This is a genomic window from Azospirillum sp. UENF 312511 (genome assembly GCF_058780635.1).
In genome coordinates this window covers 482,114-500,069 of record NZ_JBSNCG010000005.1, presented here as the reverse complement: position 1 = coordinate 500,069, position 17,956 = coordinate 482,114, and the positions used below count along the sequence as shown (strand labels likewise).

At 66.7% G+C, this 17,956-nt stretch carries 16 protein-coding genes; 12 read left to right on the top strand and 4 right to left on the bottom strand.

The window, feature by feature from the left end; all coding sequences use genetic code 11:
• Window positions 1-17: 17 nt before the first annotated feature.
• From ACWPN7_RS30800 to ACWPN7_RS30780, 5 genes are all read left to right on the top strand, one after another.
• Window positions 18-1,331, top strand: a complete 1,314-nt coding sequence (locus tag ACWPN7_RS30800; RefSeq protein ID WP_014241733.1) for a glycosyltransferase family 4 protein — start codon at window positions 18-20, stop codon at window positions 1,329-1,331.
• On the top strand, window positions 1,331-2,626 hold the full coding sequence (locus ACWPN7_RS30795) for a hypothetical protein (RefSeq protein ID WP_459197102.1): 1,296 nt from the start codon (window positions 1,331-1,333) through the stop codon (window positions 2,624-2,626). The genes ACWPN7_RS30800 and ACWPN7_RS30795 overlap by 1 nt, the downstream gene beginning before the upstream one ends.
• 63 nt (window positions 2,627-2,689) lie before the next feature.
• Window positions 2,690-3,877, top strand: a complete 1,188-nt coding sequence (locus tag ACWPN7_RS30790) for a polysaccharide pyruvyl transferase family protein (protein ID WP_040136467.1) — start codon at window positions 2,690-2,692, stop codon at window positions 3,875-3,877.
• 163 nt (window positions 3,878-4,040) lie between these two features.
• A complete protein-coding gene (locus ACWPN7_RS30785; protein WP_459197103.1) occupies window positions 4,041-4,811 on the top strand; it encodes a hypothetical protein in 771 nt (256 codons plus the stop codon).
• A 253-nt stretch (window positions 4,812-5,064) separates the two neighbouring features.
• Window positions 5,065-5,478, top strand: coding sequence for a hypothetical protein (locus ACWPN7_RS30780; RefSeq protein WP_459197104.1), 414 nt, complete (start codon window positions 5,065-5,067; stop codon window positions 5,476-5,478).
• 141 nt (window positions 5,479-5,619) lie between these two features.
• Here the strand turns inward: ACWPN7_RS30780 and ACWPN7_RS30775 are convergent, their stop codons facing one another.
• Window positions 5,620-7,323 carry a right-handed parallel beta-helix repeat-containing protein gene (locus ACWPN7_RS30775; RefSeq protein ID WP_456535715.1) on the bottom strand — a complete coding sequence of 568 codons (1,704 nt, stop codon included), beginning with the start codon at window positions 7,321-7,323 and terminating at the stop codon, window positions 5,620-5,622.
• 509 nt (window positions 7,324-7,832) lie between these two features.
• Here ACWPN7_RS30775 and ACWPN7_RS30770 point away from each other — a divergent pair.
• From ACWPN7_RS30770 to ACWPN7_RS30755, 4 genes are all read left to right on the top strand, one after another.
• The gene (locus ACWPN7_RS30770; RefSeq protein ID WP_081863301.1) at window positions 7,833-8,906 is read left to right on the top strand and encodes a Bug family tripartite tricarboxylate transporter substrate binding protein; all 1,074 of its coding nucleotides are present in this window, start codon (window positions 7,833-7,835) and stop codon (window positions 8,904-8,906) included.
• An 83-nt stretch (window positions 8,907-8,989) separates the two neighbouring features.
• Window positions 8,990-9,496: a tripartite tricarboxylate transporter TctB family protein gene (locus ACWPN7_RS30765; RefSeq protein ID WP_137106122.1), complete on the top strand. Its 507-nt coding sequence runs from the start codon at window positions 8,990-8,992 to the stop codon at window positions 9,494-9,496.
• Window positions 9,497-9,704: 208 nt separating this feature from the next.
• On the top strand, window positions 9,705-11,195 hold the full coding sequence (locus ACWPN7_RS30760; protein WP_307832781.1) for a tripartite tricarboxylate transporter permease: 1,491 nt from the start codon (window positions 9,705-9,707) through the stop codon (window positions 11,193-11,195).
• 97 nt (window positions 11,196-11,292) lie between these two features.
• Window positions 11,293-11,997 (top strand): TerC family protein, encoded by a 705-nt coding sequence (locus ACWPN7_RS30755; protein WP_040136474.1) that lies wholly within the window; start codon window positions 11,293-11,295, stop codon window positions 11,995-11,997.
• Window positions 11,998-12,001: 4 nt separating this feature from the next.
• On the opposite strand, the gene ACWPN7_RS30750 is transcribed toward ACWPN7_RS30755, so the two are convergent.
• Window positions 12,002-12,190 (bottom strand): hypothetical protein, encoded by a 189-nt coding sequence (locus ACWPN7_RS30750; RefSeq protein ID WP_200774842.1) that lies wholly within the window; start codon window positions 12,188-12,190, stop codon window positions 12,002-12,004.
• A 179-nt stretch (window positions 12,191-12,369) separates the two neighbouring features.
• Here ACWPN7_RS30750 and ACWPN7_RS30745 point away from each other — a divergent pair, with 179 nt between their 5' ends.
• Both ACWPN7_RS30745 and ACWPN7_RS30740 read left to right on the top strand, forming a co-directional pair.
• Entirely contained in the window at window positions 12,370-13,038 is a 669-nt protein-coding gene (locus tag ACWPN7_RS30745) for a CBS domain-containing protein (RefSeq protein WP_247887630.1), read from the top strand.
• Window positions 13,039-13,073: 35 nt separating this feature from the next.
• Window positions 13,074-13,832 carry a GntR family transcriptional regulator gene (locus tag ACWPN7_RS30740; RefSeq protein ID WP_459197105.1) on the top strand — a complete coding sequence of 253 codons (759 nt, stop codon included), beginning with the start codon at window positions 13,074-13,076 and terminating at the stop codon, window positions 13,830-13,832.
• Between the two features lie 112 nt (window positions 13,833-13,944).
• On the opposite strand, the gene ACWPN7_RS30735 is transcribed toward ACWPN7_RS30740, so the two are convergent.
• Together ACWPN7_RS30735 and aptA are read right to left on the bottom strand one after the other, a co-directional pair.
• The gene (locus ACWPN7_RS30735) at window positions 13,945-15,444 is read right to left on the bottom strand and encodes a CoA-acylating methylmalonate-semialdehyde dehydrogenase (RefSeq protein ID WP_459197106.1); all 1,500 of its coding nucleotides are present in this window, start codon (window positions 15,442-15,444) and stop codon (window positions 13,945-13,947) included.
• A gap of 16 nt (window positions 15,445-15,460) precedes the next feature.
• A complete protein-coding gene (gene aptA, locus ACWPN7_RS30730) occupies window positions 15,461-16,822 on the bottom strand; it encodes an omega-aminotransferase AptA (protein WP_459197107.1) in 1,362 nt (453 codons plus the stop codon).
• A gap of 124 nt (window positions 16,823-16,946) precedes the next feature.
• Between aptA and ACWPN7_RS30725 the strand changes: the two genes are divergently transcribed.
• Complete coding sequence (locus ACWPN7_RS30725) at window positions 16,947-17,909, top strand: LysR family transcriptional regulator (RefSeq protein WP_201042530.1); 963 nt, start codon at window positions 16,947-16,949, stop codon at window positions 17,907-17,909.
• Window positions 17,910-17,956: the final 47 nt, after the last annotated feature.

Here is a 17,956-nt window from a genome sequence, read left to right as displayed (position 1 = left end):
TCGAGATCGGCCCGACCATGAGCAACAAGCGCGTCCTGATCATCAGCCACGGCCATCCCGCCTTCTCGCTGGGCGGCGCGGAGGTGGCCTCCTACAACCTGCACCAGGGGCTGCACGACCTGCCCGGCTGGGAGAGCCATTATCTGGCCCGCACCTCCCCGCCGGTCACGCCGCACGGCAGCTCCGCCCTGATGGCGCTGCGCCAGAAGGAGCGGGAGGTTCTCTACTACGCCAACGACTACGACCATTTCCGGCTGTCGAATCGCAACCTGCCGGGGCTGGAGAAGGACTTCGTCCGCTACGTCCGCGACCTCCAGCCGGACGTGGTGAACTTCCATCATTTCCTGGGTCTTGGCATCGAGACGATCCAGGCGATCCGGCAGGCGCTGCCGCGCGTGCCGATCGTGGTGACCTTCCACGAGTATCTGTCCATCTGCCACCACCATGGCCAGATGGTGAAGACCAGCCGCAACACGCTGTGCTACCGCGCCAGCCCGGCCGACTGCGCCGGCTGCTTCCCGCACATCGGCGAGGCCCAGTTCTTCAAGCGCGAGCTGTTCCTGAAGACCTTCCTGGAGCAGGCGGACTTCTACGTCAGCCCGTCGAACTTCCTGATCGACCGCTACGTCGACTGGGGCCTGCCCCGCGAGAAGTTCCGCATGATCGAGAACGGCCTGACCGTCGAGGGCATCGCCCCGCCCCGGCCGCTGGCCCGCGGCGGCAAGCGCAACCGCTTCGCCTTCTTCGGCCAGTTGACCGAGTTCAAGGGCGCCCATGTGCTGGTTGAGGCGATCGGCCGCGTCTCCGAAAAGGCGTGGGGCGAGGACGGCGCGCTGATGATCTTCGGCGGCAACTTGGAGCGCCAGCCCGAAGCCTACCAGAAGAAGTTCAACGAGGCTGTGGAGCGTGCCGGCGACCGCGTGCGCTTCTACGGCAGCTACCGCTCCGCCGAACTGCCCGGCCTGATGAAGGACGTGGACTGGGTGGTGATGCCGTCCATCTGGTGGGAGAACTCCCCGGTGGTGATCCAGGAGGCCTTCCTGCACGGCCGCCCGATCATCTCCAGCAACATCGGCGGCATGGGCGAGAAAGTCACCCACGGTGTGGACGGCCTGCATTTCCGCAACGCCAGCGTCGAGGATCTGGTGGACCGCCTGACCGAGGCGCTGACCACGCCGGACCTGTGGGACCGCCTGCGCATGCGCATCCGCCGCCCCATCGACCGCGCGGAATGCGCCCGCCGCCACGCCGACGTGTTTGACGCGCTGATCGCGAACGCGGGTGGTGGCGCGGTGTCGATGCCGGAGCGGGCGGTGGCGCAGAAGCCGTGATGGGGATGTTCGTGCAGGACAACCGTGGCCCCCTCCCCAACCCTCCCCCGCTGCGCGGGAGAGGGAGCAGGGGCAGAGCGGCGGCAGTTCCCTCCACCGCCAAAGGCGGGGGAGGGTTAGGGAGGGGGCAATGCACCCTGGCCCTGATCGCCTGCACCTTCCTCCTCGCCACCCCCTCGCACGCCGCGGACCTCCGCGTCAGCGTCCCCGCGGGTGCCGCGCTGGAGACCGTCTACGACCACCGCACCCAGGCCTGCGAGGACTGGGACGTGCCGGACGCCCCGGCGCGAGCTTGGAAGGCGGCGGACGGCAGCGTCCGGCTGCTCGCCGCACACACCCGCGCCCGCATCCTCAGCGGCCCGTCGCTGAACGAACTGCATCACGCCTGCCGCATTGTCTTCCAGTCGGCCAAGCGCGACGACCCTGCGCGGTTCGACGACATGGGCTGGCTGACCTCGCCCTACACGCTGGACGGTACGACCGTCTACGGGCTGGTCCACAACGAGTATCACGGCCACAAGCGCCGCGACCTCTGCCCGACCGGCGACTACATGGCCTGTTGGTGGAACGCGCTGACCCTCACCGTCTCGCACGACGGCGGGCAGAGCTTCGGACCGGCGCGCTATGTCGCCGGGGTGCCCTACCGCTTCCGCGGCGACCTGGGGAAGCGGGCCGGGCTGTTCGCACCGAGCAACATCGTCGAGCGCGACGGCTGGTACTACGCGATGGCCTTCGCCGAGGCCATCGGCGCGCAGAAGCGCGGCGTCTGCCTGATGCGCACCCGCGACCTCGCCGATCCGGCCTCCTGGCGGGCGTGGGACGGGCGGGACTTCACCGTTCGCTTCCGCGATCCCTACACCGAGGGCGAGGCCGATCCTGAAACGTCGGTCTGCGCGCCGCTGCCGCCCGACCGCCTGCCCTTCACCGTCACCAGCCTCGTCCGCCACGCGCCGAGCGGCCTCTACGTCGCGGTGATGGCGGGACGGCGCGCGGAGCGCAAAGGGGCGGAGCCGGTGTCCGGCGTGTGGGTGTCGACCTCCGCCGACCTGATCGGCTGGTCCGCCCCCCGCCTCGCCTGGGCGGCACCGCTGCTCACCGACAAGACTTGCGCCGTGGACGAGACCTTCTACTACCCGGCCATTCTCGATCCGGACGCCAGAAGCCGGAATTTCGAGGACACGGATGGAAACGCCTGGCTCTACCTGACCCGGCTTGCCCAGAAAAATTGCAAGCCAACCAGGGATCGCGATCTGGTCCGAATAATGATCCGGGTTGATCCGTCCCAAAGTGGCTAGAATTCATCAAGATAAAACCCGAACCCTGCAACCCTCCACCACCCCGACCCCAGGAGAATTAAATTGGCTAACATCCTAGTCATGATTCCCTCCGGCGAAGTCTATGACCATGACTGCGTGCGGTGGTACAGCTACCAGAACATTCAGCGTAGCATCAATCATTACCACAACATCGGCGACGCCTTCGTCTATGATTCCTCGCTGAAGCTGCTGACCTTCGACCGTCTCGACGTCGTCGAGATCCGCGAGTTCAAGCAGGAGGTGGTGGATCGGGCCAACGCCGAGTACGATTACGTGTTCCTGCGCGGGTCGAACTACATCCACGACCACATGACCTGGCCGGAGGGCACCGAGCAGGTGCTGTCCAAGCTGCGCATCCCGGTCATCGCCTTCGGCGTCGGCGCCCAGGCCCCGGCCACCGGCAAGCTGACGCTGTCGGATGAGAGCAAGCGCATTTGGCAGATGTTCGCCGACAAGTCCACGACGCTGGGCGTGCGCGGCACCTACACCGCCGAAGTGCTGTGGGACCTCGGCATCAAGAACGTGCGCATCGTCGGCTGCCCGACCGCCTTCCGCAACCGCGATCCGGAGCTGCGCATCGACCTGCCCGCCCTGGACAGCGTGCGCAACGTCGGCATCACCATGCGCCGCGAGGTGTCCAGCCACTATTCGCCGGACGTGAAGACCTACCTCACCCGCCACCGCGACTTCGTCAAGGACATGAGCCGCCGCTTCGACACCGTCCTGATGATGCAGGGCGAGGTCGAGGAGAAGAAGCTGCTCTGGGGCACCGACGAGCAGAAGGCCGAGGCCTGGGATGAACTGCACAACAACAACTGGCTGAAGAGCTGGTACTTCGACGAGGAGCTGGACGAGCTGTACCGCTCGCGCCTGTGGTACTCGGACGTCGTCGCCGACTATGAGAACATCGTGCGCTCGAAGGACCTCGTGCTGGGCTACCGCCTGCACGGCAACCTGATGGCGCTGTCGAACGGCACGCCATCGGTCTATTTCAGCTACGACAGCCGCACGGCGGAGTTCGCGGAGACCTTCGCGATCCCCTGCTACGACGTCTATTCCGACAAGCCCTTCGTCCTGGAGGAATACTGGGACCAGAGCCTGTTTGAGAAGTTCAACCGCACCTTCTACCAGCGCTACCGCGACATGCGGGAGTTCCTGGACGAGAACTACATCCCGCACCGCATGCCCAGCCCGACCGCGCGCAAGACCCCGCAGCGCAAGGCGGCCTGACGGCGGTTGCCGTCTTAGCCCTCTCCCCTCTGGGGAGAGGGTGGCCCGAAGGGCCGGTGAGGGGGTTGTGCTTGGCGGCACGTCCAGCACAGGCGCAACCCCCTCACCCTAAACCCTCTCCCCAGAGGGGAGAGGGAATTCAACCATTCCGCGAGTGCCCGCCATGCCCGACGTCGCCACGCCCGACACCCTGTCCTCCACCCCCGTCGCGGCGGAGCCTGCGGCGTCCGTCATCGAAGGCCGGGTGGACGCCGTCCAGGCCGGACGGATCTACGGCTGGGCCTGGGACCGCTCGTACCCCACCGACCGCCTGACGGTGGAGTTCCGCGCCGAGATGCCGGACGGCCGCAGCGTCGTGCTGGGGCGCGCGCTGGCCGACCGCCCGCGCGAGGATCTGGTGGGCGGCAACTTCGGCGACGGGCATCACGCCTTCGAGGCCGACCTTGAAATTCCGGCCGGGCTCGACCCCACGCGCGTCGTCGCTGTGGTCGTCGCCCCGAGCACCGGCACCATCGCCACCTTCGCCCAGCCGAGCGCCGAGGAAAAGCTGCTGGAGCGCACGCTCGCTCCGCATCTGGTGCGCATCGGCGCCGGGCTGGACGCCGCCCGCCGCGACCACCAGCAGATCGCCGCCGGCCAGCAGGGCATCGCCCGGCTGCTGCGCGAGACGCAGGAGCGCATCGCTGCCGGGCAGGCCGGAGCCGGTGCCGCCGCGGCGCAGCAGGCCGCCCTGTCGGACGCGCTGCACAGCCTTCAGGAGCGGGTGGCCGGGCTGGAGGTCTTCCTCGTCCGCATGGACACGACGCTGCGCGGCTTCGACGATGCGCTGAAGGTGAAGTCAGCTAAGTCGCACGCCCCTACCATCATCGCCGCCCTGGCCTCGGGCGTGGGGGCCTTCTCCGCGACGGTGATCGGGCTGGCGATCTTCGGGTAACGGCGACCTGCCGGCCTTCGGGTTCCTGCTCCAACACTCCGTTTCATCATTCCCGGGCGCTTCAGCCGCCGCCGATTCCGGCGGCGGCTTTTCCGTGCGCCGGAGGTGGACGCGCCGCCATTCCACATGCCACCCTGCGTGACGCGCGTCCCGCCGGGATTTTGCGGGCCGCGATGCGGCGTTCAGGACGTCCTTGAAACGAACCGCATTCCGAACCGACAAGGCCAAAGGCCTTAACCGGGAGACATGCGACATGCCCGCAGACGGTCCCTCCACCCCTCCGAATTCCCCGCATGGCAGCGGCCTCATCACGCCCAGGGAACTCCACGCGATCACCGAAGCGCAGGAGATGGCGCGCCTGAAGGAGGCGCAGGATCTCGCAAAGAAGCAGCAGGAGGAACAGACCGCGATTCACGACGCCTTCATGCACCAGCACATCCGCCCCGACGCCAAGGAGCGCTTCACCCGCGCCGTGCGCACGGCGGCGGAACGCGGGGAGACCGAAATCGAGATCGTGCGTTTTCCCAGCAGCTACTGCAGCGACGGCGGCCGGGCGATCAACAATTTCGAACCCGACTGGCCGGACAGCCTCACGGGCTTCGCGCGGGAGGTCTACGACAATTACGACCGGTATCTGCGCCCAGCCGGCTACAAGCTGCGCGCCTAGATTCTGAGCTATCCCGGCGGCATGCCGGGCGATGTCGGCGTCTTCCTGCACTGGTGATCGCCGGCATCCGAACGCACCGACGCCCGGCCAAGGAATGGCCGGGCGCGGTCGTCGCCGAAAATTTGGAGAGAGAACCCGTCCTTAGGCGGTCGGGCTGGCCTTGTTGGCCGAGGAGATGGTGTTGTTGACGACGTTCTGGCTGATGCTGTCGGCGATGGACACCGCCGAGCGGCCGTTGTTGTTGTTGAAGATGTTGTCGTGCACGTCGAGCGAGATCGACCCGGCGCCCTTCAGGTGCTCCATGATGCCGCCATTGTTGTTGAAGATCTCGTTGCCGTAGATCTTGTAGGTGACGCTGGTGCCCTGGTTCTGGCCGACCGAGATGCCGACGTTCGAGTTGCCGTAGATCGTGTTGTCGTAGATCTCGGTGCTCGACTTGGCGAGGATGCCGGCGCCGCGCGGGTTGTCGTAGATCGTGTTGTCGTGGATCTTCAGCGTGCTGTTGGCTTGGCTGTGATCGTGGTACAGCCCGTGCGAGCGGCCGTCGCCGCCGCCGGCGCCGTTGTTGAAGATCGTGTTGCCGGCGATTTCGCCGCTCAGGATGCGGCCGTTCCAGCCCGAATACACACCGTCGGTCCGCCAGCCGTTGTCGCTGATGGTGTTGTTGGTGAAGTACTGGTCGGCGTTGTCGGCGGAATAATGCACGATGCCGTAGGCGCCGTTGCCGTCGATCGTCGAGTGATCGATCCGCAGCCCGTGCGAGGTGCCGCTGATGACGACGCCCGAACCGTGGTTGTCGACGATCTGCGAGTTGGTGACCTTCACGTTGTCGGCGCCGCCGTTGAGCAGCAGGCCGGCGTCGCCCGAACCCTTCATGGTCAGGCTGTCGAAGGTGATGTTGTCCTTGTTGTTCAGGCTGACGGCGTAGCTGGAGCCGCTGGCCGCCTCGATCACCGGGTTGGCGCCGGTGCCGTAGGCGCCGTAGATGATCGGCTTGTCGGAGGTGCCGGAGGTGGAGGCCAGCAGGCTGTCGTGCCAGGTCTCGCCGCGCTCGAACAGGACCAGCGAGCCGGGGGCGAAGTTGGTAGAGTTCACCTTGTCCAGCGACTTCCAGGCCTGGTTCGCATCATGGCCGGAGTTGCTGTCGCTGCCGTTGGTCGCGTCGACGTAGTAGATCTGCGAGGCCGGGGTGGACGGGTAGTCCGACGTGCCGGAGGTCGGCGCCGTGGGGGCGGCCGGGGCCGCGGCGGCGGTCGTCGCGAAGAACTCCTTCGGCGCGGCGACGGCCAGCGTGCCATTCCACCACATGTTGGCCTGACCCGGGACGACGTCCTTGCCGTCGAGCGCGCCCTTGTCATAGGTGACGGACGGATCGGTCGGGGCGACCTTGTGGCCGTTGATGGAGATGGCGTTGACCGTCAGATTGCGGTCCTGCCCATCGGCGGCGCCGTCGTTGTCGTACTGGATCTGAATCTTGTGCGCCTGATCGGCGGTCACGTTGGCGTCGAAGGAGAAATCCTTGGCGTCGCCGCCCGCGGTGCCTTCGCCGACAACGGCGCCGTCCACCAGCAGTTTGAAATGGGGCGAGACGCCGCCCGCGGTGGTGCCGGAGGCGTTCACGACGATTTTGGCGGTGGAGGCGGCAGCGGCCGTGGCGTCGGCCAGCGCCAGAGGCTGTGCGGTGGTCTGGAGTGCCTGGAGATGGAGAATTGAGTCCGGCGTTGCGGCGCTGTCGGCGGTCACCGGGGTGACGCTGTCGACAACAGCCTGGAACGGATCGGCAGCAGAATCACCGACAAAACCGGTCGTGTCGGCGTGGTTCTGATGATCAAGCTCAATGGCCATATGTTCCATGGTCTTTCACTCTTTCCTTTTTACAGCGCCACGTTTGTGGCGGTGGGCGGGAATGTGCGCGGATCGCGCCGTCCCGCTTGCTGTGTGCTCAATCGTTTTCGACAGGACCGGAGCCTAGCCAGCACCGTGTGGCCTTAAATGGTTCGATTTTAGGATAATTAGTTTTTGAAGCGCGCCAAATCCGTCACAGGAATTCTTCTAACGAAAGAGGTAGTTCCTCGAATTTAAGCGCTAGCACGAACGGGGTAACTCTTTCGTAAAATTCTTGAAATTGCAGCGAACTACAAGAATTTAGCTGCCGATTTTCGATGGATCCTTGCGCTGCACCCAATGATTGGGCTCGGTCGTCTTGTGACATTCCTGTTGAAGAAAGCTGGGATGCCACATACCATACGCCACACGGACAGTTTGCATAACAAACAATCCGTCTCGCCAGACAATCCAAAAATGATGAGCCGTGCCGACGGAAGCCCGGCCACCCAAAAGGGAAGGAATGAGGCATGAAGGACGTACAGCGCCCGCGCTGCGCGCGGAAGACCCCTTTTGACTCCTTCGCTTTTAAAAGACCCCACAGAAGAACGCTCGCCGGCGGAACGGCCCTGGCCGGCGCGCTCGGCCTTCTGCTGATCCCGGCCGCGGCCCAGGCCGCCTGGGAGCCGACCAAATCGGTCGAATTCGTCGTCCCGGCGGGAACCGGTGGCGGCGCCGACCAGATGGCGCGGATGATCCAGGGCATCATTCAGAAGAACAACCTGATGGGTCAGCCCATCGTCGTCATCAACAAGTCGGGCGGCGCCGGTGCGGAAGGCTTCCTCGACGTCAAATCGTCGAACCGCAACCCGCACAAGATCATCATCACCCTGTCCAACCTGTTCACCACGCCCTTGGCGACCGGCGTTCCCTTCTCCTGGAAGGACATGACGCCGGTGGCGATGCTGGCCCTGGACAACTTCGTCCTGTGGGTGAACAGCGAGGCCGCGCAGAAATCGCCCAAGGAGTTCGTCGAGGCCGCCAAAGAGGGCGGCGCCAACCGCTTCAAGATGGGCGGCACCGGCTCCAAGCAGGAAGACCAGATCATCACCGCCGCCATCGAGCAGTCGGCGGGCGTCACCTTCACCTACGTTCCCTACAAGGGCGGCGGCGACGTTGCGGCCCAGCTCGTCGGCAACCACATCAACGCCAGCGTCAACAACCCGATCGAGGCGGTGTCGCAATGGCGGGCCGGGGCGCTGCGGCCTCTCTGCGTCTTCGACAAGGAGCGCATCCCGCTGAAGGAGCCGGTGGCCGACGGCAAGTCGTGGAACAGCATCCCGACCTGCAAGGAATCCGGGCTGGACGTGGAATACACCATGCTGCGCGGCATCTTCATGGGGCCGGGCGTCACGCCGGACCAGATCGCCTACTATGTGGACCTCTTCAAGAAGGTCCGCGAGACGGAGGAGTGGAAGGACTTCATGGCGAAGGGGGCCTTCAACGTCAGCTTCAAGACCGGCGACGAGTTCAAGACCTGGCTGACCGCGGCGGAAACCCAGCACAAGACCCTGATGGACAAGGCGGGCTTCACCAAACAATAGCCCCTCTCGTCCGACGCGCGGCCCCCGGGGCATCGCGCCCCGGGCGCCCTCCCCTGCCTTTCGGGTTTTTGCGGGAGTGAGCCATGGAGCATGGAACACAGAACAGTGATCCGGTCGTCTCGAACCGGACCATGGAAATCGTCGTCGCCGGGCTGTTCGCTCTCGTCGCCCTCGTGGTGATGGCCGACAGCATCCGCGTCGGCAACGGCTGGGGGTCCGACGGGCCGAAGGCCGGCTACTTTCCCTTCTATGTCGGCCTGATCATGCTGGTCAGCAGTCTGGCCACGCTGGCCGTCAACCTCTGGCGCCACAGCGGCGAACGCACAGCCTTCGTCGAGAAGCACCAGCTCGCCCTGGTTCTCCAGGTTCTGGTCCCCAGCGCGGTCTTCGTGGCCCTGACCGCCTTCCTGGGCATCTATCTGTCGGCGGTGCTGTTCATCGCCTTCTTCATGCATTGGGTGGGCAAGTATCCGCTCAAGACGATCCTGCCCGTCTCCATCCTCGTGCCTGCGGGCCTCTTCGTGATGTTCGAGATCTGGTTCCTGGTACCGCTTCCCAAGGGGCCGGTCGAAACGATGTTCGGGTTCTGACGAGTTCAGTTTTTTAAAGCCGGGGCGGCCGCGGGAACGGCCGCGCACACCGAAGCAGCGGCAGGCATCCGCGACGAACCAGCCCATGCGGCGGGGACGAACCCCGTCCTGCGCGCTCAAGACGCGACGCTTCCAAACGGAACGGGCGCGGGTGCCGGAAAGGGAGGGAAACTTGGAAGCGCTCGGGTCACTCATACACGGGTTCGGCGTGCTCGCCGACCCCATGAACATCGCCTACATGTTCATCGGCATCACGCTGGGCGTCCTGATCGGCGTGCTGCCGGGGCTGGGCGGGGCGAACGGGGTGGCGATCCTGCTGCCTTTGACCTTCAGCATGTCGCCGACCTCCGCCATCATCATGCTCTCCTGCATCTATTGGGGGGCGTTGTTCGGCGGGGCCATCACCTCGGTCCTGTTCAACATACCGGGCGAACCCTGGTCGGTGGCGACCACCTTCGACGGCCACCCCATGGCGCAGAAGGGCCACGCGGGCGAGGCACTGACGGCGGCCTTCACCTCGTCCTTCTTCGGGGCGTTCGTGGCGGTCCTGCTCATCACCTTCCTGGCCCCGGTGATCGCCGGCTTCGCCCTGCGCTTCGGCCCGGCGGAGTTCTTCGCGGTCCAACTCCTGACATTCTGCAGTTTCGTCGGCATGGGCAGCGAGTCCCCCTTCAAGGTGCTGTGCGCCATGATGCTGGGCTTCGCGCTGGCCGCGGTCGGGCTCGATAGCGTGACCGGCGAGCTGCGGATGACCTTCGGCTCGGTGGAACTGCTGCGCGGCTTCGACTTCCTGATCGCGGTCATCGGCCTGTTCGGCATCGGCGAGATCCTCCTGACCATGGAGGAGGGTCTGGCCTTCAAGGGCAAAAGCGCGAAAATCAACGCCAAGGTTGTGTGGGAGACCTGGAAGAGCCTGCCCCGCTATTGGGTGACCGCCATCCGCGGCTCCATCGTCGGCTGCTGGATGGGCATCACGCCCGGCGGCGCCACCCCCGCCTCCTTCATGAGCTACGGCCTCGCCAAGCGCTTCTCCAAGAACCGCCAGAATTTCGGCAACGGCGAGGTGGAGGGCGTGGTCGCCCCGGAAACCGCGGCCCACGCCGCCGGCACCAGCGCGCTGCTGCCCATGCTGACCCTGGGCATCCCCGGTTCGCCCACCGCGGCGGTGCTGCTGGGCGGCCTGCTGATCTGGGGCCTCCAGCCCGGCCCGCTGCTGTTCGTCGAGCAGAAGGAGTTCGTTTGGGGCCTGATCGCGAGCATGTATCTGGGCAACATCGCCGGGCTGATCGTCGTGCTGACCACGGTTCCGGTCTTCGCCTCGATCCTGCGCATCCCCTTCAGCATCATCGCGCCGGTCATCGTGGTGATCTGCGCGGTCGGCGCCTACACCGTGCACAACGCCTTCCTCGACATCGTCATGATGCTGGTGTTCGGCGTCGTCGGCTACGTCTTCAAGAAGCTGTCCTACCCGCTGGCCCCGCTGGTGCTCGCCCTGGTGCTGGGCGACATGGCGGAAAGCTCCTTCCGGCAGGCCATGCTGGTGTCGCAGGGCGATCTGGCGATCTTCTGGTCCAACCCGCTGGTCGGCAGCATCGTCACCCTGGCGCTGGTCATGCTGTTCTGGCCGGTGATCTCCGCCCTGCTGCGCAAGCGCCAGGCCCGGCAGGATGGTGGGACCCAGGTCATCCCGGTCAAATAAATCATCCCGGTGAACCAGCTCCACCCACTCCCCCGCCGGCCTCCGGGACGGGACGACCGGCGGGGGGATTTCTTCTCACATCGGGGGGTTCGGGACGATGGACACGTCCGATTTCATGATCGCTCTGCTCCAGATCATCTGGATCGACATCCTGCTGAGCGGCGACAACGCGCTCGTCATCGCACTGGCCTGTCGCTCGCTGCCGCCGAAGCAACAGAAGATCGGCGTTTTCCTCGGCACCGGGGCGGCCATCGTGCTGCGCGTGCTGTTCGCCGTCATCATCGCCTACCTGCTGGCCATCCCGTACCTGAAGATCATCGGCGGGGCGCTGCTGTTCTGGATCGCCATCAAGCTGATGCTGCCCACCGAGGAGGAGGCGCAGGCGGAGCATGACGGCACTTCCGCCGGACTGTGGGGGGTGGTCCGCACCATCGTGATCGCCGACGCGGTGATGAGCCTGGACAACGTCATCGCCATCGCCGCCGCCTCGCACGGCAACACGGTCCTGCTGATCCTGGGGCTGGCCATCAGCATTCCGCTGATCGTCTTCGGCAGCACGCTGATCCTGAAGGCCATCGAACGGCTGCCGGCCCTGGTCTATGCCGGCGCCGGGCTGCTCGGCTACATCGCGGCGGAGGTTATCCTCACCGACCCGAGCATCCATTCCCACGTCACGGAGAGCCTGCCGGTGCTGACCGGGACGGCGCCCTTCGTCGCGGCGCTGGGGGTGATGACCGCCGGTTTCCTGATGGCCCGCAGCATCAACCGCCGCCGCGCCGTGGTGGAAACCGATCCGGCCTGATGTCTCAGAAGGAAGAAGGGCGACGGGGCTCGCGGCAGCGGTTTCCCCGCACCGCCCGGAAACGGCTCGGCAGGGCCATGGCGCGCACGTCGCTGGTGATCTCGGAGATGAGGCCCGGATCGTTCCGCAAAATCTCCGTCACCACGGCAGCCAACCCGGCAAGGGCGAACACGACGGCAAGACTCTCCAACATCGGGAACTCCGGACTCTGACCACACTCATGCTGCGTTGCAGCAGAGATGCCGCAAAGTCCGTTGAGGAGCAAGGGACAAGAAACACAGCACTTCGTATACCAGATACGCAGCAGGAGCCGGACACAGGCTCCGCACCGCCAGTTCAGGGAGGAACGTCGAGATGCAAGCGAAGGACGTCATGACATCGCCGGTCATCACGGTGGCGCTGGACACCCCCGTGCCGGACATCGCCGAACTGCTTTTGACCCATCGGATCAGCGGCTTGCCGGTGGTGGACCAGGACGGCCGCGCGGTCGGCATCATCAGCGAGGGGGACCTCTTGCGCCGGGTGGAGACGGGGACCGACCGCCCGCGCGCCCGCTGGTTGGAGATGCTGGTGGGCCGCAACGTGCAGGCCGCCGACTTCCTGAAGACCCATGGGCGCTGCGCACGCGACGTCATGTCGCGCCCGGTCCAGGCCGTCTCGCCCGACACGGAGATCGCCGAGATCGCCGACCTGATGGAGGACAAGCGGATCAAGCGCGCCCCCGTCCTGATCGACGGGCGTCCGGTCGGCATCATCAGCCGCGCCAACCTGCTGCACGGTCTGCTCCGCAACCGGCGTGGCGCCACCGGCTTCGGCGCGTCCGGCGACGAGGCGATCCGCGCCGCTCTGCTGGAGGCGTTGGACGGGCAGTCCTGGGTGGACCTCGATCGGATCAACATCGTCGTCAACGACGGGGTCGTGCAGCTCTGGGGCATGGTCGACAGCGAGGAGCAGCGCCGCGCCCTGCACACCGCGGCGAGCGGTGTGAGCGGCGTCAAGCGCGTGGAGGAGCATCTGAACCGGAACCGCTTCGTCGGGTGATCCCCGGCCGTCCGCCCCATCGAAGGAGCAGCCCGATGCCGCCACCCGAACTGTCCGTCCAACCGCTGGACTCTGGAGCGACCTTCCGCAACCAGGTCTACCGACGGCTGAAGCAGGCCATCATCCAGATGGACATCTACGACCACCCCGGCGACGTCCGGCTGGACGAACGCCAGCTCAGCGGCCTGCTGGGCGTCAGCCGGACCCCGATCCGCGAAGCCCTGACCCTGCTGGAGCAGGAAGGTCTGGTGCGGCTGGAGCCGCGGCGGGGAATCTACATCGTCCGCAAGACCAAGACCGAGATCATCGAGATGATCATCGCCTGGGCGGCGCTGGAAAGCATGGCGACCCGCCTCGCCGCCGAGCGCGCCACCGAGGAGGACATCGGCACGCTGTGGAACATCTTCCGCAGCTTCGAGGAGCAGGCGCCCTCCGACAACATCCAGGAATATTCCGACGCCAACATCGAGTTCCACAAGGCGATCATCCGCCTCAGCCGGGCGCGCATCCTTGAGACGCTGACCGACAACCTGTTCATCCACATGCGCGCCATCCGCAAGCTGTCGATCCGGCAGGACAACCGGGCCGAACAGTCGATGCACGAGCACCGCGACATCATCCGGGCGCTGGAGCGGCGTGACGGCGAACTGGCCGAGCGTCTGGCGCGCGAACACACGCTGGGTCTGGCCGCCCATGTCGAGCGGCACGGTGATTTTCTCGACTGGCTGCGGCTTGCCGAGATGCGGGGCGCCGACGTGAAGGCCGCGTTCAAGGACGGCCTGCCGCTGATGTAGCCTCTTAGCCCTCTCCCCTCTGGGGAGAGGGTGGCCCGAAGGGCCGGTGAGGGGGTTGCGCTTGTACTGGACGTGGCGCCATGCGCAACCCCCTCACCCTAACCCTCTCCGTTCACTTCATCGACGGGAAGGAGAACTGCGCCCCTTCGCGCACGCCGCCGGCCGGCCAGCGCTGGGTGATCGTCTTGCGCCGGGTGTAGAAACGCACGCCGTCCGGCCCGTAGGCCGCCAGATCGCCGAACAGCGACCGTTTCCAGCCGCCGAAGCTGTGGTAGGACACCGGCACCGGCAGCGGCACGTTGACGCCGACCATGCCGACCTTGATCGCGTCGGTGAAGTAGCGCGCGGCCTCGCCGTCGCGGGTGAACAGGCAGGTGCCGTTGCCGTACTCGTGGGCGTCGATCAGGTCCATGCCTTCCTGCATCGTCTGTACGCGCACGACGCAGAGGACCGGGCCGAAGATCTCCTCCCGGTAGACGCTCATGTCCGGCGTCACCCGGTCGAACAGGCAGCCGCCGAGGAAGAAGCCGCCCTCGTGCCCCGGCACCACCAGCCCGCGGCCATCGACCACCAAGTCCGCCCCTTCGGCGACACCCTGGTCCACGTACCCCTTCACCTTCTCGAAATGGGCGCGGGTGACCAGAGGCCCCATGTCGCAGCCGGTGCCGGTCCCTGCCCCCACCTTCAGGGCGCGCACCTGCTCCGCCAGCATCGCCACCACGCGGTCGGCGGTCGCGTCGCCCACCGCGACGACCACGGAGATCGCCATGCAGCGCTCCCCGCAGGAGCCGTAGGCCGCCCCCATGATCGCGCTGACCGCGTTGTCGAGGTCGGCGTCGGGCATGACGATGGCGTGGTTCTTCGCCCCGCCCAGCGCCTGCACCCGTTTCCCATGGGCGGTGCCGGTGGCGTAGACGTATTCGGCGACCGGCGTGGAGCCGACGAAGCTGACCGCCTGGACGCGCGGGTCGGTCAGCAGCGTGTCCACCGCCTCCTTGTCGCCGTGGACGACGTTCAGCACACCCGGCGGCAGCCCCGCCTCCTGGGCCAGCTGCGCGACGAGCAGGGAGGCGCTGGGGTCGCGCTCCGACGGTTTCAGGATGAAGGCGTTGCCGCAGGCCACGGCGACCGGGAACATCCACAGCGGAACCATGGCCGGGAAGTTGAAGGGCGTGATGCCCGCCACGACGCCCAGCGGCTGGAACTCCGACCAGCTGTCGATGCCCGGCCCGACATTCTTGGAATGCTCGCCCTTCAGCAGGTCGGCGATGCCGCAGGCGTACTCGACGTTCTCGATGCCGCGGGTCAGTTCGCCGCGGGCGTCCTCCAACGTCTTGCCGTGCTCCCGCGTGATCGCCGCGCAGACGCGGTCGGCGTTGTCCTCCAGCAATTGGCGGAAGCGGAACATCACCCGCGCCCGCTTGGCTGGCGGCGTCGCCCGCCACGTCGGGAAGGCGGCCTCTGCGGCGGCGATGGCCGATTCCAAGGTGGCGCGACCGGCGAGCGGGACGCGGCCGACGGTCTCGCCCGTCGCTGGGTTCACGATGTCGGCGCTGCGGCTGTCGGCGGGGGCGTCGGCCGTGCCGCCGATGAGGTGCGGAACGAGGGTCATGCCTATTCCATCCTCCTCAAGCGGTCGCCTGGATGGCGTCGGCAACGGCGTTCATCAGCCGGTCGAGGTCCTCGCGCTCGCTGATGAAATGCGGGCCGAACTGCAGCGTGTCGCCGCCGAAGCGGACGTAGAAGCCCGCTTTCCAGCACTTCATGGCGATCTCGTAGGGGCGGCGGGCCGGCTCGCCCGGCAGGGCCGCGATCTGCACCGCGCCGCACAGCCCGTAGTTGCGGATGTCGGTGATGTGCTTCAGCCCCTTCAGCCCGTGCAGCACCGTCTCGAAATGCGGGGCCAGCGCCGCCGCCTTTTCGGCCAGCTTGTCCCGCTCGAACAACTCCAGCGCGGCGAGGCCGGCGGCGCAGGCGACGGGGTGGGCGGAGTAGGTGTAGCCGTGCGGGAACTCGACCATATAGTCGGCGCCGCCGTTGTCCATGAAGGTTTGGTAGATCTCACGGCTGGCGACCACCGCGCCCATCGGCACCGCGCCGTTGGTCAGGCCCTTGGCAACGTTCATGATGTCGGGGACCACGCCGAAGGCGTCGGCGCCGAAGGCGGCCCCCATGCGGCCGAAGCCGGTGATGACCTCGTCGAAGATCAGCAGGATGTTGTGCTTGTCGCACAGTTCCCGCAGCCGCTTCAGATAGCCCTTGGGCGGCGGCAGCACGCCGGCGGAGCCGGCCAGCGGCTCGACGATCACCGCGGCGATGTTGGAGGCGTCGTGCAGGGCGACCAGCTCCTCCAGCGCGTCGGCCAGTTCGGCGCCCTGCTCCGGCAGGCCCTTGGTGAAGGCGTTCTGCGGCAGCAGCGTGTGCGGCAGGTGGTCGGCCTCGACACCCGAGCCGAACAGCTTGCGGTTGCCGCCGATGCCGCCCAGGCTGATGCCGCCGAAATTGACGCCGTGGTAGCCCTTGGACCGGCCGATCAGCTTGGTCTTGGTCGGCTGGCCCTTCAGCCGCCAATAGGCCCGCGCCATCTTCAGCGACGTGTCGGTGGCCTCCGACCCCGAATTGACGAAGAACACATGGTCCAGCCCGGCCGGCGTCATCGAGGCCAGCTTGTGCGCCAGCTTGAAAGCGGCGGGGTGGCCGAACTGGAAGGCCGGGCTGTAGTCCAGTTCGGCGATCTGGCGGGCCACCGCCTCGCTGATTTCGCGGCGGCTGTGCCCGGCGCCGCAGCACCACAGGCCGGACAGGCTGTCGTAGATTTTCCGCCCCTCGGCGTCCCAGTACCAGGCGCCTTCGGCGCGGGCGATCAGGCGCGGATTCGCCTTGAATTCGCGGTTCGCCGTGAAGGGCATCCAGTGGGCGTCCAGCTCCTCGCGCGTCAGCCCGGCGGTCGGGGCGGCTCCGGCTTTCTGGCTCTCGTCCAACGGCGGCATCGGGCGGCACTCCTGCTGGCTGGGGGGCGTCGGGGGATCGTCTCGGAAAACAGTGTGCGCGGAGGCATGGTTGCGGTTAAATCCAAACCATTCAAACTTTACGCAAGCATCCGCTTACCTATCCATGACCAAGCCCGCCCGCCCCCTGAGCGGCCTCAACGACGCCGACCTGCGCCTGCTGCGCGTCTTCAAGACGGTGGTGGAGTGCGGCGGCTTTTCCGCCGCGGAGGTGGAACTGAACATCAGCCGCGCCGCTATCAGCCTGCACATGGCCGATCTGGAACGGCGGCTGGGGTTGCGTCTGTGCCGGCGCGGGCGGGCGGGCTTCCTGCTCACCGACGAGGGGCGCATGGCCTACGAGGCGGCGCTGCGCCTGTTCGCCGGGCTGGAGAGCTTCCGCAGCGAGATCAACGCCGCGCACGGGCGGTTGCGCGGCGAATTGAACATCGGCATCACCGACAACCTCGTCACCATGCCGAAGATGCGGGTGACCGACGCCCTGCGCGGCCTCAAGCAGCAGGGACCGGAGGTGCGGGTGAACATCCGCATGATTCCGCCCAACGAGATCGAGCGCGGCGTTCTGGACGGGCGCTTGCACGTCGGTGTCGTGCCGGCACGACGCGCCCTGCCCGGCCTGGACCGCCTGCCGCTGTACCAGGAGGAATCACACCTTTACTGCGGGCGCGGCCATCCGCTGTTCGATGCGGAGACGGTGCCCGACGCGGCCGTGGAGGCCGCCGACGCCATCGCCCCGACCGAGGCGCAGCAGGTGCCGGAGGCGGCGGGGGTGCAGCGGGCGCTGACCGCCACCGCAACCGCGACCGACCGCGAGGGCGTGGCCTTCCTCATCCTGACCGGCTGCTACGTCGGCTTCCTGCCCGCCCATTACGCGCGACAATGGGTCGAGCGCGGGGCGATGCGCGCGCTTCTGCCGGAGCGCTTCCATTACGCCCAGGAATTCCAGGCGGTCACCAAGACGGGCACGCAGGCCAACCTGGTGCTGGAGCGGTTTCTCGACCTTCTGAGACGAACAGGAATGGAGGGGGCGGGAACGAAGGGGGTGGGCGGGCCCCAAAAATCGGGGTGATTTCCATTGACGCCGGCCCGGTCGCGCCCCACCGTAATTGAGGGGAA

What these genes read in the sequence shown, in the direction of transcription:
- ACWPN7_RS30735 (WP_459197106.1), bottom strand. Translation starts at nt 15,444, where the DNA reads ATGACCCTCGTTCCGCACCTCATCGGCGGCACGGCCGACGCCCCCGCC.
- aptA (WP_459197107.1), bottom strand. Translation starts at nt 16,822, where the DNA reads ATGCCGCCGTTGGACGAGAGCCAGAAAGCCGGAGCCGCCCCGACCGCC.
- ACWPN7_RS30795 (WP_459197102.1), top strand. Translation starts at nt 1,331, where the DNA reads ATGGGGATGTTCGTGCAGGACAACCGTGGCCCCCTCCCCAACCCTCCC.
- ACWPN7_RS30775 (WP_456535715.1), bottom strand. Translation starts at nt 7,323, where the DNA reads ATGGCCATTGAGCTTGATCATCAGAACCACGCCGACACGACCGGTTTT.
- ACWPN7_RS30740 (WP_459197105.1), top strand. Translation starts at nt 13,074, where the DNA reads ATGCCGCCACCCGAACTGTCCGTCCAACCGCTGGACTCTGGAGCGACC.
- ACWPN7_RS30765 (WP_137106122.1), top strand. Translation starts at nt 8,990, where the DNA reads ATGGAGCATGGAACACAGAACAGTGATCCGGTCGTCTCGAACCGGACC.
- ACWPN7_RS30800 (WP_014241733.1), top strand. Translation starts at nt 18, where the DNA reads ATGAGCAACAAGCGCGTCCTGATCATCAGCCACGGCCATCCCGCCTTC.
- ACWPN7_RS30745 (WP_247887630.1), top strand. Translation starts at nt 12,370, where the DNA reads ATGACATCGCCGGTCATCACGGTGGCGCTGGACACCCCCGTGCCGGAC.
- ACWPN7_RS30725 (WP_201042530.1), top strand. Translation starts at nt 16,947, where the DNA reads ATGACCAAGCCCGCCCGCCCCCTGAGCGGCCTCAACGACGCCGACCTG.
- ACWPN7_RS30785 (WP_459197103.1), top strand. Translation starts at nt 4,041, where the DNA reads ATGCCCGACGTCGCCACGCCCGACACCCTGTCCTCCACCCCCGTCGCG.
- ACWPN7_RS30780 (WP_459197104.1), top strand. Translation starts at nt 5,065, where the DNA reads ATGCCCGCAGACGGTCCCTCCACCCCTCCGAATTCCCCGCATGGCAGC.
- ACWPN7_RS30750 (WP_200774842.1), bottom strand. Translation starts at nt 12,190, where the DNA reads ATGTTGGAGAGTCTTGCCGTCGTGTTCGCCCTTGCCGGGTTGGCTGCC.
- ACWPN7_RS30770 (WP_081863301.1), top strand. Translation starts at nt 7,833, where the DNA reads ATGAAGGACGTACAGCGCCCGCGCTGCGCGCGGAAGACCCCTTTTGAC.
- ACWPN7_RS30755 (WP_040136474.1), top strand. Translation starts at nt 11,293, where the DNA reads ATGGACACGTCCGATTTCATGATCGCTCTGCTCCAGATCATCTGGATC.